Below are 16192 nucleotides of genomic sequence, written 5' to 3' on the forward strand. Positions count from 1 at the left end.
TTAATTTTTTTCTTCGTATTGATCAAAAACTTTTTCGTATTTTAAACTATTTGATAATAAAACTTGATCTATTTTATTATACGAAAAATGGTTTAGGCCATTGAGTGTTAACTCAAGACCTAAACCTAGTTCTTAAAACCGAGTAAACTTATTTAAGTTCAACTACAGCTCCAGCTTCTTCTAATGATTTTTTAAGACCTTCAGCCTCTTCTTTAGAAACACCTTCTTTAACGTTACTTGGAGCACCGTCAACTACATCTTTAGCTTCTTTCAAACCTAAACCTGTAAGTTCTTTCACTAATTTCACAACTGCTAATTTAGAAGCTCCAGCCTCTTTTAATACAACTGTAAATTCAGTTTGTGCTTCTTCAGCAGCACCTTCTCCACCACCAGCAGCAACTACTACAGCTGCAGCAGCAGGCTCGATACCATACTCGTCTTTTAATATTGTTGCTAATTCGTTAACTTCTTTAACTGTTAAGTTAACTAATTGTTCTGCGAATTGTTTCAAATCTGCCATTTTTTCTATCGTTTAAAATGATTTGTAAAATATAATTTATTTATTGTGCGCTAATTAAGCAGCAAGGAAATAATATTCCCCGCATGTGTTATTATGCTTCTGTCTCTTCGCTGTTTGCGAATTGATTTTGTAAAGCAGAGATAACTCTTTGAGCTGGTGATTGCAATAATCCAATAAGTTCTCCAAGAAGCTCTTCTTTAGATTTAATAGTTGCTAATGCATCTAATTGATTATCACCAATATAAACTTCAGAATTGATGTATGCTCCTTTTAAAACTGGTTTATCAGATTTCTTACGGAAATCTTTGATAATTTTTCCAGGTGCATTAGCTACATCAGAAATGAAAATAGCACTGTTACCAGTCAATACTGTAGGTAAATCACCATAATCATTAGCAGAAGCTTCCATTGCTTTTGCAAGCAAAGTGTTCTTTACAACTTCTAATTTGATACCAGCTTTAAAACAAGCTCTACGTAAGTTTGAAGTTGTTTCTGCGTTTAATCCAGAAATATCAGATACATAAATGATATTTGTACCAGCTAACTGCGCAGTTAAATTTTCAATCGCGATTGATTTTTCTTCTCTAGTCATACTAAAAATTTTTAACTACCAATTATACTGCTTTTGGATCCAATGCAATTGCAGGACTCATAGTGCTTGTAAGGTGAATACCTTTAATGTAGGTACCTTTAGCAGCAGTTGGCTTAAGTTTTATTAATGTTTGAATAATTTCGTGTGCGTTGTCAACAATCTGCTCAGCTCCAAAAGAAACTTTACCAATTCCTGCGTGAACGATACCAGTTTTATCAACTTTAAAGTCAATTTTACCAGCTTTAACCTCTTGAACAGCTTTTGCAACATCCATAGTTACAGTACCTGTTTTAGGGTTTGGCATTAAACCTCTAGGTCCTAAAATACGACCTAATGGACCTAATTTACCCATAACAGCTGGCATAGTGATAATTACATCAACATCAGTCCAACCATCTTTAATTTTTTGTAAATAGTCATCAAGACCTACATAGTCTGCACCAGCTTCTTTAGCTTCCGCTTCTTTATCTGGAGTAACTAATGCTAATACTTTAACATCTTTACCTGTTCCGTGAGGTAATGTAACCACACCTCTAACCATTTGATTCGCTTTTCTTGGATCTACACCCAAACGCACTGCGATATCAACAGACTCATCAAATTTTGCAGAAGCAACTACTTTTAATAATGCCGCAGCATCTTTAAGAGAATATAGTTTGTTCTTTTCAATTTTTGAAGCAGCCTCTTTTTGCTTTTTTGTTAATTTTGCCATGTCTTTTTCTTAATTAAAAAGGAGCTTCTCCTGATACAGTTATACCCATAGATCTAGCTGTTCCAGCAACCATACTCATTGCAGCCTCAATAGTGAATGCATTTAAGTCAGGCATTTTGTCATCAGCAATTGCTCTAATTTGTTCCCAAGTAACACTAGCTACTTTTTTACGATTAGGCTCACCAGAACCAGATTTTAGCTTTGCAGCTTCCATTAACTGAACCGCTGCTGGAGGAGTCTTAACGACAAAATCAAATGATTTGTCTTTATACACAGTGATTTGCACTGGGCATATTTTGCCAGGTTTATCCTGAGTTCTAGCATTAAATTGCTTACAGAACTCCATGATGTTTACCCCAGCAGCTCCTAAAGCAGGTCCAACCGGTGGCGACGGGTTCGCAGCACCTCCCTTAACTTGTAGTTTAACTACCTTACTAATTTCTTTAGCCATTTTTAAAAAATTTAACATCACAATCAATGGAAGCGATTGCAATGGTTATTATATATGTAACAAAAAATTATACTTTTTCAACTTGCATAAAACTCAATTCTAATGGAGTTTTTCTTCCGAAAATCTTAACCATAACTTCAAGTTTACGCTTTTCTTCATTGATTTTTTCAACCGTTCCGTTAAATCCGTTAAAAGGACCATCGATCACTTTTACAGTTTCACCTAAGTTGAATGGAATAGCACGAGTATCTGTATTAACAGCTAACTCATCTACTTTACCTAACATACGATTTACTTCAGACAATCTTAAAGGAACAGGTTCTCCTCCTTTAATCTCTCCCAAGAAACCAATTACACTTGTAATAGACTTGATAATATGAGGTATCTCACCAACTAAATTGGCTTCGATCATAACATATCCAGGGAAATAAACTTTATCCTTAGACATTTTTTTTCCTTCTTTTACAGTAACTACTTTTTCTGTAGGCACTAAAACTTGGGAAACATAATCACCCATACCTAGTCTGGCAATCTCAGTTTCGATGTAAGCTTTGACTTTATTCTCTTGTCCACTTACAGCTCTAACTACGTACCATTTTTTCACATTATTATCTGCCATCACAAAAAAATTATCCTTTTAACCAGTTAAAAAATCCAGCCAAAGCTTTTGCAAAAAATTCGTCTACTCCCCATGTTGCCAAAGCAAATAGAATCGAAAATACAGCCACAACAATTGTCAATTTTTGAACCTCAGCCCAAGCTGGCCAAGTAACATTTGACTTTAACTCTTCGAAAGCCTCTGATAAATAATTAGTAACTTTTGTCATTTGATATATTTTATATTGCACGGGCGGAGGGATTCGAACCCCCATCAACGGTTTTGGAGACCGCTATTCTACCCTTGAACTACGCCCGTAATTAAAAGCCAGTGATTTCGGTTAAGAAAATCAACTGGCTTTTTATAATATTTATAGGATTATCCTACGATTTCAGTAACCTGACCTGCACCTACAGTTCTACCACCTTCACGGATAGCGAAACGTAAACCTACGCTCATAGCGATTGGGCTTAATAAAGATACATTGATAGTTAAGTTATCTCCTGGCATTACCATCTCTACTCCTTCTGGCAAAGTAATAACTCCTGTTACGTCAGTTGTACGTACGTAGAACTGTGGACGGTAGTTATTATGGAATGGAGTATGACGTCCACCTTCTTCTTTTTTCAAGATATAAACCTCAGCTTTGAAAGTAGCGTGTGGTTTTACTGATCCTGGCTTAATGATAACCATTCCTCTTTTGATAGATTCTTTATCAATACCTCTCAACAATAAACCTACGTTATCTCCAGCTTCACCTCTATCAAGGATTTTACGGAACATCTCAACTCCTGTAATAGTAGAAGTTAATTTATCAGCTCCCATACCAATGATCTCAACTGGATCTCCTGTATTAGCAATACCTGTTTCGATACGACCTGTAGCAACAGTTCCACGACCAGTAATTGTAAATACATCTTCAACCGGCATCAAGAATGGCTTAGCAACGTCACGCACTGGCTCTTCGATCCAAGCATCAACAGCTTCCATTAATTCAATGATTTTTGGTACCCAAGCAGGATCATTATTCAATCCTCCTAAAGCAGAACCTTGAACAACAGGACCATTATCTCCATCATATTCGTAGAAAGATAATAAATCTCTAATTTCCATTTCAACAAGCTCTAACAATTCAGCATCATCAACCATATCCACTTTGTTCATGAAAACAACGATTCTTGGAATACCAACCTGACGACCTAAAAGGATGTGCTCACGAGTTTGTGGCATTGGACCATCTGTAGCAGCAACTACTAAGATAGCTCCGTCCATTTGAGCAGCACCAGTAACCATGTTCTTTACGTAATCCGCGTGACCTGGACAGTCAACGTGAGCGTAGTGACGGTTAGCTGTTTCATACTCTACGTGTGATGTATTAATAGTAATACCTCTTTCTTTCTCCTCTGGAGCGTTATCGATTTGATCAAACGATTTTGCTTGACAGTAACCTGCATCAGACAATACTTTTGTAATTGCAGCAGTTAATGTAGTTTTTCCGTGATCCACGTGTCCAATTGTACCTATGTTTAAGTGCGGTTTGGAACGATTAAAATTCTCCTTTGCCATTTTACTTAATTTTTAATCTTAGTTATATATTAATTTTCAATTTCCTACTTACTTGAGCCAACTACGGGAATTGAACCCGTGACCTCTTCCTTACCAAGGAAGCACTCTACCCCTGAGCTAAGTCGGCAGAGAGTTCTGATTTTAGATTTTTGAATTTAGATTTCAGATTTTACAAATCCAAAACCTACAATCCGAAATCTTAACTTCTTTTTTTTTGTGGGGAGAGCAGGATTCGAACCTGCGAAGTTCACACAGCAGATTTACAGTCTGCCCTCGTTGGCCGCTTGAGTATCTCCCCTTTATTTTATCAATAATTGCATGAACAATTTCAAATCGCATTTGAAATATTTAGAGCCGGCGGAGGGACTCGAACCCACGACCTGCTGATTACAAATCAGCTGCTCTAGCCAACTGAGCTACGCTGGCAATATCAATAAAAAAGTCCGCTATTTCTAACGGACTGCAAATGTAGCTATTTTATCTTTGTATCAAAACATTTTTTGAAAAAAATTTTCAATTATGTTCAATTATATATGTGCTCTTATTTTTTCTTTCCTTTTTACTAGTAAACGCTCTAAAGATTCTGCCGAAAGTTCAATTGCCTCTTCAAATGTCTTACACTGCTTTTTAACCAAAAAATCATCTCCCGGAACATTAATCTTTATCTCAACAGCTTTATTCTCCTTATCACTTGTTCTTTCCACTTTTAAAAAAACATCAGCCGAGACAACTCGATCGTAATACTTTTCCAATTTATCCATTCTCTCTTGAATAAAATCCACCAACTTTCGGTCAACAGTAAAGTTAACTGCATGAACATCTACCTTCATAATATTAATTTTATGGTTAAACATTTCAGAAGTATTATCTATTCCTAGGATGAGCATCCCCATACACCTTTTTAAGCTCCGCTAAACTATTATGAGTATAAACTTGCGTAGATGCCAAACTCGAATGTCCTAATAACTCCTTAACTGAATTTAAATCTGCCCCATTATTTAGCAAATGAGTCGCAAATGTATGCCGAAGCACATGTGGACTTTTTTTTACCTTTTCAGAGACTCTACTAAAGTAAGAATTTATTAATCGATACACAAAAGATTCACTTAATTTTAATCCTTTTTTTGAAATAAAAAAATAATCCGCATCAGTAATATTTTCAACTGAATCGCGCTCATCAATATATAGCTTAAGCTGATCCGCAATAATTGGCAAAAGAGGAATAATTCGCTCTTTATTACGCTTACCCAAAACCTTTATCACATTCGAAGTCAAATCCACATTATAAATCATCAAATGGATTAATTCCGCACGTCTCATTCCGGTTGTATAAAACATATCCACAATGAGCTTGTCACGGACTTCTTCAAAACCAACGGGAATATCTATCTGACCCATCAAATCAGAAAGCTCTTTTTCAGAAAATGGAATTTGAATAATTTTCGGAGTCTTTAAAGCCTTATGCTTCAACATTGGACTCACATCTATTTGTTTCGTTTTTAAAAGAAACTTATAAAAAGCTTTCAACGAAGCCATTTTTCTATTTATAGAGACATTAGAAATATTCTGATCTACCAAAGAAACAATCCAACTCCTAATTTGACTGTAATTTACCTTCCCAATATTTTCCTGCTCAAAATTCTCCTTATTATAAACTTCAAAAAAAACAATATCATTCAAATAAGCATCAACCGTATGTGGTGAATATTTTTTCTCCAACTGTAGATAATCACGAAATGCATCTCTATTCGACTTCATTATATTAATTTTTATCACTTCACCCCAAACACAACAAACACCCTACCTATATATATTATTGTATACTATCTCAAAATTAAGCATAAAAAAACCGTTAGTATCAAAATATTGATAACTAACGGTAATTATTTTTGAAAAGCCAAATACTAACTTTCTAAACCATCTCTCATGTTTTGAATGTAAGCAGCTTTTTGAATTTGAGCTCTTTTGATAACAGAAGGCTTAATAAAAGCAGTACGCGCTCTTAATTGACGAACAGTTCCTGTTTTATCAAATTTTCTTTTATAGCGCTTTAATGCTCTATCGATATTTTCTCCGTCTTTAATTGGTATAATTAACATAATATAGACACCTCCTCTCGTTAAGGCTGCAAAAGTATATATTAATTTTGAATTACGAGTTACAAATTGTGAATTATTTTTAAAAGAAAAAAGAATATTGAAGAAAGAGAATAGATTTTAGCGCAAACTCTTTACTCTTTACTCTTTACTCTTTACTCTTTACTCTTTACTCTTTACTCTTTACTCTTTACTCTTTACTCTTTACTCTTTCAACAAATTTCTCGATATAACCAATTTTTGAATCTCAGTTGTTCCTTCTCCAATCGTACATAATTTAGAATCTCTGTAAAATTTCTCTACAGGAAAATCCTTAGTGTAGCCATAACCACCATGAATCTGCACCGCCTCGTTAGCTATTCTTACACAAGCTTCTGATGCATACATCTTAGCCATCGCTCCAAGTGTTGTTACAGGTTTATGCTGTTGTTTCAAAAAAGCTGCTTTGTGAAGCAACAATTCTGAAGCTTCTATCTCAGTAGCCATATCAGCTAATTTAAATGAAATTCCCTGAAAACTACTAATTGGCTGCCCAAACTGATATCTTTCTTTAGAATACTTCAAAGCTGCTTCATATGCACCCTTAGCAATTCCTAACGACAAAGCACCTATTGAAATTCGACCACCGTCTAATATTTTCATTGCCTGAACAAATCCCTGACCAACTTCTCCTAATCTATTTGCATCAGGCACGCGGCAATTGTCAAAAACTAACTCAGCAGTTTCACTCGCACGCATTCCTAATTTGTTTTCTTTTTTTCCTGAAGTAAATCCCGCCATTCCTTTTTCAAAGACAAACGCAGTCATTCCTTTTGAATCTCCTTTTTCTCCAGTACGCACAATCACCACTGCAATATCACCTGAAATCGCATGCGTAATAAAGTTCTTCGCTCCGTTTACAATCCAGGAATCTCCATCTTTAACCGCAGTAGTATTCATCCCTCCAGCATCAGAACCAGTATTATGTTCTGTTAAACCCCAGGCTCCAATATATTCAGCCGTCGCTAATTTAGGCAACCATTTTTTCTTTTGTTCTTCGTTACCAAAAGTCAAAATATGATTTGTGCATAATGAATTATGAGCTGCAACTGACAAACCAATTGAAGGATCAACTTTTGAAATTTCTTCTACAACAGTAATATATTCATGATATCCTAAACCAGATCCGCCATACTCTTCAGGCACTAAAACACCCATGAAACCCATTTCTCCCAGCTTTTTAAAAAGTGGGACAGGAAAAATTTGTGCTTCATCCCATTCCATTATATTAGGTCTGATGTTCTTTTCGGCAAAATCTTTAATAGACTGTGCAATCATTGACTGTGTTTCGTTATAATTAAAATTCATTGTTGGCTATTTTTTTTTAGAACTCCAAATATAAACTAATTATTTTTGCTTTTTCAACAGGAAAACCTTTAATTTTTGATAAATCCTCAATATTTTTGAAATTTCCATTCATACTTCTATATATTACTATTTGTTTAGCCAATGCATATCGGAAATAAGAAAACTGAGATAATTCTTTTAAAGTCGCATCATTTATTGCTATTTTTTTAAAACTTGAAGGAACTATTACTTTGAAATGAGAATTCAATTCGGCTACAACTTCAGGCGAAAGTCCCCAGATATCATTCATTTGTTCCATAGAAACAAAACACCCTAATATTTCTTTTTGTTTTAATATACGTAAAGACAGTGCATCGCCTATACCATATATTTTAACCAAATCCTCCTGAGTTGCCTCATTTATATCTAAAATTACAATCTTTTCTTTTTTAAAATCGGCTTTCTTACTAAATTCTTTTTTCTCTGTTTTGAAATTATTCTCTTTTTGAATCCAGTCAGGAAACTTAAATAAAGGGGAAATAATTTTTAATAAAGAATCAGAAATTTTAGTGACTTGTTGAAACTCCTCTGCAGAGTTCACAAATTTATTTCCTTCCCGAAAAGCTAAAAGGCGGTCAATTTCCTGAGTAGACATTCCGAGTTTATATCCTTTATAATCTGTAATGAAATTTGGATTAAAAAGATAGACTTTTGGTTTCTCGTTATATTTAACAAGTTTAAGAGAATCAATTTTCGTCTGTAAAGACATCCATTGCTCTTTTTCCAGGGAGGTTTTTTCAGGCAAATTAAAATCAGCATAAAAATAAACCAATTGTAGTATTACAATAATAGCAAAAAGTAAAAAAATTCCTGTACGTTGCTCTCTTGTAAATTTAAAATAAATTGCGAGCGTTTTAAAATTAGCCATCAAATTAAAATTTTCAATCGTTTTAAAAGGGTAAATTAAATAATAAAATATCAATTTATTAGGAAAAATAGTAAAAAAATATTTCTTTGTCAAATTATTCAATCCGCATTAACACTCTAATTAAATTGATGAATTTCAGTACTTAACAGCTGTAAACTGCCTATTTTGCATATTTTTTTGATATTTTATAACTTAAAACAATATAATTGTTTTTATTTTTTATAAAAAACGATACATTTGGAGCTTAATAACAATAAACCAATATAATAGTATGTCAATTTGGAAAACTAAACCTCTTTCGGTATTGCTCGGTGAAGCATCCGAATCTGAAAAAGGACTAAAAAGAACCTTATCTTCACGTTCGCTTGTTGCACTTGGAGTTGGAGCAATTATTGGAGCGGGACTATTTTCGCTAACAGGAATTGCAGCTGCTGACCACGCAGGTCCGGCGGTAACAATTTCTTTTATTTTAGCAGCTGTAGGTTGCGCATTTGCCGGACTTTGTTATGCTGAATTTGCATCAATGATTCCGGTTGCGGGTAGTGCATACACTTACTCTTATGCTACGATGGGTGAATTTATGGCTTGGATTATCGGTTGGGATTTAGTTTTAGAATATGCTTTGGGTGCCGCTACAGTTGGTGTGAGTTGGTCCCGGTATTTACTTGAACTTCTTGCAAAATATGATATTCATCTCCCACCTGATTTAATTTGTTCACCATGGGAAACTTTAACACTTAGTAACGGAACTGTAATAAATGGCGGAATTGTAAACTTACCAGCAATATTCATTGTTTCTTTACTTTCATTATTATTGATAAAAGGAACAAAAGAATCGGCATCGTTAAACAATTTCTTAGTTGTTATAAAAGTAGCTGTGGTTATTATCTTTATTGTATTAGGATGGAAATTTATTGATCCAACAAACTATACGCCTTACATTCCTGAAAACACTGGTGTTTTTGGTCAATTTGGCTGGTCTGGAATTGCTGCTGGAGCTGGTACTGTATTTTTTGCTTTTATTGGTTTTGATGCTGTTTCTACTGCTGCACAAGAAGCTAAAAATCCACAAAAAGGAATGCCAATTGGTATTTTAGGATCATTGATAATCTGTACACTTTTATATGTATTGTTCTCTCACGTAATGACGGGACTTGTACCTTATTATAAATTTGCAGGAGATGCAAAACCTGCTGCAACTGCTTTTGCTGTAACAGGATACGACTTTTTACAAACAGGTTTAATTGTAGCTATTTTGGCTGGTTATACTTCTGTAATGTTAGTAATGCTTATGGGACAAAGCCGTGTTTTCTACACAATGAGTAAAGATGGTTTATTACCTCCTTTCTTTAGCGAAATTCACGCTAAATTCCGAACTCCATGGAAAACTAATCTTTTCTTTTTAGTATTCGTAAGTTTATTTGCCGGACTTGTTCCTGTAAGTGATTTAGGACACATGGTAAGTATCGGAACATTATTAGCTTTTGTTTTAGTTTGTATTGGTGTAATGGTTATGCGTAAAAAAATGCCAGATGCTCCAAGAGCTTTTAGAACTCCATGGGTTCCTTTTGTACCGGTTGCAGGTATTGTAATCTGTTTAGCGTTGATGTATTCGCTACCAAATGAAAGCTGGGCAAGACTTGTTGTTTGGATGGCATTAGGTATAGTGATATACTTTGTTTACGGTAAGAAAAACAGTAAATTAAACAATCCGGATAAATAATATTCCAGATTAATACATAAAAAAAGGATCATATTAAATTATGATCCTTTTTTTTATGCTTCAAAATTACTTTTATAAATCAAATACTGAAGTTCGCTTTGCTCTAATTAAATCCTTTAGGCGAATCCAGAATGCTAATGTTAAATAGATTCCGAAACCTAAACCGGCTGTTACAAACGAAATGTAAATAAAAAACAATCGCACACTTGTAACCCGCATTCCGAGTTTATCAGCTAATCGCGATGAAACATGAAATCCATATTTTTCAAAGAAAAACTTAAGTTTTAAAATTGCTGACATTTCTATTTTTAGATTTTAGATTTTAAACAAAAGTACAAAATTATCTAATTGACGCATTTTCTAATTATCTAATTACTTTTAAGTAATTCTACTCCAATTGCACAACGCAAACAGGCTTTATTATTGCAATATTCATTTTTGAGTTCAAGTAAAGTTTGAGTTTCAAATGCATTTTTTGAAAGAATTCCGAAACTCTCAAACTTATCAATTATGGCATTTTTTTCAGAAGAAACTTCATTCATAAATGCAATAAGATCTTCAACATTAGATTCTCCAACTCTACTTACATAGGCAAATTGCAAAGGAATAATGGTGTTTACTATCAACAAATCGATAAAAGATCTGGATAAAGGCTTTCGCTTCTGTGAGCTTTCTTTATCAAACTGATAATGATTTTCCCAATACAAACTTGTTGTAACGTTTAAGAGCTCGTAAACATCCTTAACGGACTTAAGTATAATTACTTTAGAAAATAAATTCTGATGTTTACTGTATAAACTTCCTAATTGTGAAAGCCGTATGGTTGGAAAATTATCTGGGCGATGCTTAAAAAATTGTAGTGGGTCTGTATAAACTTTATCTAATTGATATTTATGCAAAAGATAAAAATACCTAATTTTCAAATCATTGAAATATAAATCTTCCTTTTCAGAATCTAGTAAGCCTGAAGTTCCAAAAAGCAATGCTTCAAGATTTTCGATTTCGAAGCTTTCTTTTCGGATAATAGAAAAGGGAATTGATTTCGCTATTTGCAAAAATGTATTTCCATTTGTGTTCAAGCCAAAATTCTTCGCAAACAAAGAAAATAAAACCGACTCCCAGTCACCATTTGTTTCTTCTAATAAATCATAAATAAACTTTGATTTTCTTTCCAGTCGATCAAAGAATAATCTTTCCTGCCAATTTTTAAAAACAAATTTATCAATTTGAGCAATTTCCTTTTCACAGGAAATCCAGGATTTTGGAGACAATAAAGAATGATAATTATTTAATACTTCTGATGAAATATAATCTTTTAAAACCAAAACGGGAATTTCAGTATTATTTTTTCTAAAGATCTCTGTATCATGTTCCCAAACAACATGCAAAATCACATTCTCGTAAGCCGGATCTTTTTCATGATGATGCACATACCAATCGGATGATTTTAAATGGATTTCGACATTACCTGCCCATTTCTGAGTTCCAATTTTAATCTGGGCATTAAAAAAATCAGGACCTGAAATTTCTAAATAATCTCCTGCTTTAATAATTACAATTGGATCATTTTGAGTTGTTCTTAAATTCAGCGTTTCGAACTTCTTGAATTTCCAGAGATAGTGAAGAAAGTCTTCTCTCATTTTTAAGTTTATGTTTAAATTACAAAAACTTAAAAATAATTAAAAATAAGTATTTTCTTACTTAAAAAATTTACTTTAACATATATAGTTTCGCGCATGCACGAGCATCAGATAAAGCTTCATGATGATTTAACTCAATTTTCATTTCGCGACAACAATCACTTAGTTTGGTCGGCTTCAATCCTTTTGCTTTGTAAATTTTAACCGTACATTCCCAACGTTGTGCAATATTTAAGTCTTCATATTGCAAACCGTAGAGCGCCATTGATTTCATTAACACATTTCGATCAAAACTTTCATTGTGTGCTACAACGATCCTATTTTTTAATCTTCTTTCTATTTCGGGAAATACCTGAGAAAATGATTTTGCGTTGATAGTATCACGAGGATAAATACCGTGAACCTGAATCGTAAACGGATTATATAGGTTATTTGGGGGCTTAATTAAAGAAACAAACTCGTCAACAATAATTCCGTTTTCAACAGTAACTATTCCAACAGAACAAGGATGATAGCCTGTAGCGGTTTCAAAATCTATGGCAGTAAAATTCATTTTTAAAATATTTCAGCTAAAAAAATCCATAAATCAAAGTCTTAAAACTCTAATTTATGGATTTATAATGTTTTTAAAATTGTTCTTATTTTATAGAACCAATAATATCATATTTTGTAATAATATGATGTTTTCCATTTCCTAAATCTACCAAAACAGCGTCGTTTTCTTTGGTAAACAATTTAGAAACTTCTTCAATTGTCGTTCCTAATTTTACAATAGGAAAAGGTTTTCCCATTACTTCCTTAATTGGTTTTTCTGCAACATTTTTATCTGCAACATAACTTCTAAACAAATCTGTTTCGTCTACAGAGCCAACAAATCCATTAATATCAACTACTGGAATTTGAGAGATTTTATACTTACGCATACGCTCGATAGCGTGAGACACTAATTCTTCTGTACGAACAACAATCAATTCTTTATCGATATGATCTTTAATTACATCTTCCGCTTTCGTTACGTTTTCTTCTAAAAATCCACGTTCACGCATCCAGTCATCATTAAACATTTTACCAACGTAACGGCTTCCTGAATCGTGAAAAAGAACAACAACAACATCTTCAGGTTTAAAATGTTCTTTAAGCTGTAAAAGCCCTTTAATACATGCACCTGCAGAGTTTCCAACAAAAATTGCTTCTTCCATGGCAATTTTTCTTGTATAAACGGCGGCATCTTTATCAGTTACTTTTGTAAAACCATCGATTAAAGAAAAGTCAACATTTTTTGGTAAAATATCTTCCCCAATTCCTTCTGTAATATAAGAGTAAATTTCGTTTTCATCAAAAATTCCGGTTTCATGGTATTTTTTAAACACAGAACCATAGGTATCAATTCCCCAAATTTTAATATTCGGGTTTTTCTCTTTTAAGTATTTTCCAACTCCTGAAATAGTTCCTCCTGTTCCAACTCCAACAACAAAATGCGTAATTTTTCCATCCGTCTGCTTCCAGATTTCCGGACCAGTTTGCTCATAATGCGCCAACGAATTGGATAAATTATCATACTGATTTACGTACCATGAATTTGGTGTTTCTTCAGCTAAACGCTTTGAAACTGAATAATAAGAACGTGGATCCGTCGGCTCAACATCAGTAGGACAAACTACAACTTTGGCACCAACAGCACGTAAAATATCCATTTTTTCTTTTGACTGCTTGTCTGATATAACACAAATCAATTTATAACCTTTGATAATGGCTACCAGTGCCAATCCCATTCCGGTGTTTCCGGAAGTTCCTTCGATAATAGTTCCACCCGGTTTTAATCTGCCGTCTGCCTCTGCGTCTTCAATCATTTTAACGGCCATTCTGTCTTTTACAGAATTTCCAGGATTAAAAGTTTCGACTTTTGCCAACACTAACGCATCGATTTCAGCAACAATTTTGTTGAGTTTTACTAAAGGTGTATTACCAATTGTTTCTAAAATATTTTTTGAAAAGTCCATTTTATGTTTATTTAATATGTGGTTCTAAAAATCTAAATAGCCCTAATTTATTGGAAGAAATTCCAGACTAACCCAAATCGGATAACAAAATCACGATAAGGATTATTAGGTGCCGAATAATAATCGCTTTTTGAAAATAAAGCATTAATATGTTCTGCCTTTAAGTAAAATCGGGTTTGACGAATTCTGGCGTTTACAAAAAGATCGAATAATGGATAACCTCCGATTTTTTTCGCATCCTGAACAAAAAATTCACCTATAACTGGATTATAATCATTTCCGTAATATTTTGTAAAATAATTAAATACAACTCCAGTCTGCATATATAATGCCTTTTTGAAAAAGTAGCTAGAATAGTAAAGTGTATTTCTTGTTACAAAATCAGGAACATTTAAAATCAAATCTGACTGATCTACTTTTTGATATAAAAGTGTATTATCAAAACCGAACGGTCCAAATTTAAATTCTTTACTAGCTTTTATAGATAAATAATTAATTGCATTTCCATATTGTGCCGGCTTTATAATTTGAGTATATGCTAAAGCTTCTGCCGGACTGGAATCATCTTTAAAGTACAAGTGATCCTTTAAAACAGAGTACTGAACTTCAGCATTTAACCAAGGTGTATAAACATTAGCACTAAGCTGGTTGATTTTTTCATTCTTAAAACTGTTAGACCAATTGTATTCAACATAACTGCTTTGATACAAATTATAGTTATTATTTGGCAACTTATTTAAATTTCTATATCTGAAATCGAATTGAATTTTCTCATTTAAATCATATCTCAATTTTGCATCCAAATCAGAAAGAGACTGGTTTGTAATTGATCTGGTATATAAAAAGCGGCCATTCCATTTATTCTTCTGATATTCATATTGTCCTCCAACATTATTAATCTGCAGAAATAAATTATCAGGAACAACTGAACCATCATTATACACTATAATTCTCTCGTATTTATAATTTGATCTGTAATCGTCGACAAAAAAATTGAATTTCCCAAGAAGTGAATTTTCATAGGCAAGCCCAACTTTATTGTATAATTTTTCAAAACGAGTCTCATCGTTTATATTACCACTAGCATATGATTCCCCAAAACGTTGAACCTGTACACTAGGCCCAACTGTTGGCGTTACAGTCGAAAGAAGTGTTGGTTGTAAGTATTGAAAATATTTATATTCGTAATTAAATTGATGCGTTAAATACAAATTATTATTTGCATCTTTTGGATTTATTCTGAATGCATGATCAAAGAAGAAACGTCTTCCTTTTAATAATGATTCAGCATCTGTCAAAAATACCTGCAATCGCTGACGGTTTTTAAAATCAGGATCCTCACTTTCAAAATTGTCTGTATTTGTAATTCCGCCATTTTCTTCATTTGTAATGTCCTGAAATGTAAAATGAGCGTTTAAAACATATCTTTTATTTGTTGTAAAATAACTTGTTGTAAATCGAAAATTCCCTGCACTAACTAACTGATTTATATAATCACCCTCAGAACGTAATCCTCTGTAAGCTGCAGAAAAATTAAGATTCTTTGAAGTATTTAGTGTAATAAATGAATCTAAGTTTTGCCCTTTGTTTATAGTGGTGTTAAAAAATATTTCGGTTAAAGGAGTTGCAACTGAATAATATCGAATATCACTAACTTCCATATAGTCAAAGTGTTTTCCTTTGAAACCAATTTCGGGATACGGAGAATAATCAGTTAAACCATATTGTATTGTATTGTATGTTTGTCCAATGTTAGAAAATGGCAAAAGTCCAAAATTATCTTTCCTTAAATAATTTTGCTTGTAAGCGCTTTTTAATGTTAGCGACGTATCGGCAATTATTGTATCGTGCTCTAGTGTATAAATCTGGTATTGCTCTATCTTTGCAATTAGAGACTTTTTCTTTTTCACTGTATCCGTTATACTAGAATATTTTGTATTCATATCTAAACTGTTCTTTGAACTAGTTTTTTCCTGAGAAAACAATAACGTGGGTACAATTAATAGATATAGAAAAAAGAGTATTCTCATTTGATAGCTT

18 protein-coding genes and 4 tRNA genes are annotated in these 16192 nt (G+C 33.3%); 1 reads left to right on the top strand and 21 read right to left on the bottom strand.

Annotated elements, in window-relative coordinates; genetic code table 11:
• Positions 1-148: 148 nt before the first annotated feature.
• The 16 genes from rplL to BUA98_RS18880 form a co-directional block, all read right to left on the bottom strand.
• Complete coding sequence (rplL, locus tag BUA98_RS18805; RefSeq protein WP_007807437.1) at positions 149-520, bottom strand: 50S ribosomal protein L7/L12; 372 nt, start codon at positions 518-520, stop codon at positions 149-151.
• 91 nt (positions 521-611) lie between these two features.
• Positions 612-1112, bottom strand: a complete 501-nt coding sequence (gene rplJ / locus BUA98_RS18810; protein WP_072975075.1) for a 50S ribosomal protein L10 — start codon at positions 1110-1112, stop codon at positions 612-614.
• Between the two features lie 22 nt (positions 1113-1134).
• Entirely contained in the window at positions 1135-1824 is a 690-nt protein-coding gene (gene rplA / locus BUA98_RS18815) for a 50S ribosomal protein L1 (RefSeq protein ID WP_035619180.1), read from the bottom strand.
• Between the two features lie 13 nt (positions 1825-1837).
• Positions 1838-2275: a 50S ribosomal protein L11 gene (gene rplK / locus BUA98_RS18820; protein ID WP_029273445.1), complete on the bottom strand. Its 438-nt coding sequence runs from the start codon at positions 2273-2275 to the stop codon at positions 1838-1840.
• A 67-nt stretch (positions 2276-2342) separates the two neighbouring features.
• On the bottom strand, positions 2343-2894 hold the full coding sequence (gene nusG, locus BUA98_RS18825; RefSeq protein ID WP_029273444.1) for a transcription termination/antitermination protein NusG: 552 nt from the start codon (positions 2892-2894) through the stop codon (positions 2343-2345).
• Positions 2895-2904: 10 nt separating this feature from the next.
• On the bottom strand, positions 2905-3102 hold the full coding sequence (gene secE, locus BUA98_RS18830) for a preprotein translocase subunit SecE (protein ID WP_008466927.1): 198 nt from the start codon (positions 3100-3102) through the stop codon (positions 2905-2907).
• Between the two features lie 18 nt (positions 3103-3120).
• Positions 3121-3191, bottom strand: a tRNA-Trp gene (locus BUA98_RS18835).
• A gap of 60 nt (positions 3192-3251) precedes the next feature.
• Entirely contained in the window at positions 3252-4439 is a 1188-nt protein-coding gene (gene tuf / locus BUA98_RS18840; protein ID WP_007807448.1) for an elongation factor Tu, read from the bottom strand.
• A gap of 55 nt (positions 4440-4494) precedes the next feature.
• Positions 4495-4566: transfer RNA gene (locus tag BUA98_RS18845), tRNA-Thr, on the bottom strand.
• A gap of 90 nt (positions 4567-4656) precedes the next feature.
• Positions 4657-4737, bottom strand: a tRNA-Tyr gene (locus tag BUA98_RS18850).
• 54 nt (positions 4738-4791) lie between these two features.
• Positions 4792-4865 (bottom strand) — tRNA-Thr (locus tag BUA98_RS18855).
• Positions 4866-4966: 101 nt separating this feature from the next.
• A complete protein-coding gene (gene hpf / locus BUA98_RS18860; protein WP_068845391.1) occupies positions 4967-5269 on the bottom strand; it encodes a ribosome hibernation-promoting factor, HPF/YfiA family in 303 nt (100 codons plus the stop codon).
• 34 nt (positions 5270-5303) lie between these two features.
• The gene (locus BUA98_RS18865) at positions 5304-6197 is read right to left on the bottom strand and encodes a tyrosine-type recombinase/integrase (RefSeq protein WP_072975077.1); all 894 of its coding nucleotides are present in this window, start codon (positions 6195-6197) and stop codon (positions 5304-5306) included.
• A gap of 146 nt (positions 6198-6343) precedes the next feature.
• The gene (gene rpsU, locus BUA98_RS18870) at positions 6344-6538 is read right to left on the bottom strand and encodes a 30S ribosomal protein S21 (RefSeq protein ID WP_026985791.1); all 195 of its coding nucleotides are present in this window, start codon (positions 6536-6538) and stop codon (positions 6344-6346) included.
• Positions 6539-6739: 201 nt separating this feature from the next.
• Positions 6740-7882 carry an acyl-CoA dehydrogenase family protein gene (locus BUA98_RS18875; RefSeq protein ID WP_072975079.1) on the bottom strand — a complete coding sequence of 381 codons (1143 nt, stop codon included), beginning with the start codon at positions 7880-7882 and terminating at the stop codon, positions 6740-6742.
• A gap of 16 nt (positions 7883-7898) precedes the next feature.
• Positions 7899-8789 (bottom strand): ComEA family DNA-binding protein, encoded by an 891-nt coding sequence (locus BUA98_RS18880; protein ID WP_072975534.1) that lies wholly within the window; start codon positions 8787-8789, stop codon positions 7899-7901.
• Positions 8790-9060: 271 nt separating this feature from the next.
• On the opposite strand from BUA98_RS18880, the gene BUA98_RS18885 reads away from it, so the two are divergent.
• Entirely contained in the window at positions 9061-10512 is a 1452-nt protein-coding gene (locus BUA98_RS18885; protein WP_072975080.1) for an amino acid permease, read from the top strand.
• Positions 10513-10584: 72 nt separating this feature from the next.
• Here the strand turns inward: BUA98_RS18885 and BUA98_RS18890 are convergent, their stop codons facing one another.
• The 5 genes from BUA98_RS18890 to BUA98_RS18910 all read right to left on the bottom strand — a co-directional run bounded on the left by BUA98_RS18890 (position 10585) and on the right by BUA98_RS18910 (position 16182).
• Complete coding sequence (locus tag BUA98_RS18890; RefSeq protein WP_026985787.1) at positions 10585-10812, bottom strand: PspC family transcriptional regulator; 228 nt, start codon at positions 10810-10812, stop codon at positions 10585-10587.
• A gap of 68 nt (positions 10813-10880) precedes the next feature.
• Positions 10881-12152 carry a DUF2851 family protein gene (locus BUA98_RS18895; RefSeq protein ID WP_072975082.1) on the bottom strand — a complete coding sequence of 424 codons (1272 nt, stop codon included), beginning with the start codon at positions 12150-12152 and terminating at the stop codon, positions 10881-10883.
• 70 nt (positions 12153-12222) lie between these two features.
• The gene (locus BUA98_RS18900) at positions 12223-12705 is read right to left on the bottom strand and encodes a 3'-5' exonuclease (protein WP_072975083.1); all 483 of its coding nucleotides are present in this window, start codon (positions 12703-12705) and stop codon (positions 12223-12225) included.
• Between the two features lie 85 nt (positions 12706-12790).
• A complete protein-coding gene (locus BUA98_RS18905; RefSeq protein WP_072975085.1) occupies positions 12791-14152 on the bottom strand; it encodes a pyridoxal-phosphate dependent enzyme in 1362 nt (453 codons plus the stop codon).
• A gap of 47 nt (positions 14153-14199) precedes the next feature.
• Positions 14200-16182 carry a putative porin gene (locus BUA98_RS18910; RefSeq protein ID WP_072975087.1) on the bottom strand — a complete coding sequence of 661 codons (1983 nt, stop codon included), beginning with the start codon at positions 16180-16182 and terminating at the stop codon, positions 14200-14202.
• Positions 16183-16192: the final 10 nt, after the last annotated feature.

The sequence above is a fragment of the Flavobacterium saccharophilum genome (assembly GCF_900142735.1).
Lineage (GTDB): Bacteria > Bacteroidota > Bacteroidia > Flavobacteriales > Flavobacteriaceae > Flavobacterium > Flavobacterium saccharophilum.

Excerpts from the sequence above, each read along its gene's own strand:
- BUA98_RS18865 (WP_072975077.1), bottom strand. The coding sequence starts at position 6,197 with ATGAAGTCGAATAGAGATGCATTTCGTGATTATCTACAGTTGGAGAAA.
- BUA98_RS18880 (WP_072975534.1), bottom strand. The coding sequence starts at position 8,789 with ATGGCTAATTTTAAAACGCTCGCAATTTATTTTAAATTTACAAGAGAG.
- rplJ (WP_072975075.1), bottom strand. The coding sequence starts at position 1,112 with ATGACTAGAGAAGAAAAATCAATCGCGATTGAAAATTTAACTGCGCAG.
- rplA (WP_035619180.1), bottom strand. The coding sequence starts at position 1,824 with ATGGCAAAATTAACAAAAAAGCAAAAAGAGGCTGCTTCAAAAATTGAA.
- BUA98_RS18905 (WP_072975085.1), bottom strand. The coding sequence starts at position 14,152 with ATGGACTTTTCAAAAAATATTTTAGAAACAATTGGTAATACACCTTTA.
- tuf (WP_007807448.1), bottom strand. The coding sequence starts at position 4,439 with ATGGCAAAGGAGAATTTTAATCGTTCCAAACCGCACTTAAACATAGGT.
- BUA98_RS18885 (WP_072975080.1), top strand. The coding sequence starts at position 9,061 with ATGTCAATTTGGAAAACTAAACCTCTTTCGGTATTGCTCGGTGAAGCA.
- BUA98_RS18900 (WP_072975083.1), bottom strand. The coding sequence starts at position 12,705 with ATGAATTTTACTGCCATAGATTTTGAAACCGCTACAGGCTATCATCCT.
- BUA98_RS18875 (WP_072975079.1), bottom strand. The coding sequence starts at position 7,882 with ATGAATTTTAATTATAACGAAACACAGTCAATGATTGCACAGTCTATT.
- hpf (WP_068845391.1), bottom strand. The coding sequence starts at position 5,269 with ATGAAGGTAGATGTTCATGCAGTTAACTTTACTGTTGACCGAAAGTTG.
- BUA98_RS18890 (WP_026985787.1), bottom strand. The coding sequence starts at position 10,812 with ATGTCAGCAATTTTAAAACTTAAGTTTTTCTTTGAAAAATATGGATTT.
- rplL (WP_007807437.1), bottom strand. The coding sequence starts at position 520 with ATGGCAGATTTGAAACAATTCGCAGAACAATTAGTTAACTTAACAGTT.
- BUA98_RS18895 (WP_072975082.1), bottom strand. The coding sequence starts at position 12,152 with ATGAGAGAAGACTTTCTTCACTATCTCTGGAAATTCAAGAAGTTCGAA.
- BUA98_RS18910 (WP_072975087.1), bottom strand. The coding sequence starts at position 16,182 with ATGAGAATACTCTTTTTTCTATATCTATTAATTGTACCCACGTTATTG.
- rplK (WP_029273445.1), bottom strand. The coding sequence starts at position 2,275 with ATGGCTAAAGAAATTAGTAAGGTAGTTAAACTACAAGTTAAGGGAGGT.
- rpsU (WP_026985791.1), bottom strand. The coding sequence starts at position 6,538 with ATGTTAATTATACCAATTAAAGACGGAGAAAATATCGATAGAGCATTA.
- nusG (WP_029273444.1), bottom strand. The coding sequence starts at position 2,894 with ATGGCAGATAATAATGTGAAAAAATGGTACGTAGTTAGAGCTGTAAGT.
- secE (WP_008466927.1), bottom strand. The coding sequence starts at position 3,102 with ATGACAAAAGTTACTAATTATTTATCAGAGGCTTTCGAAGAGTTAAAG.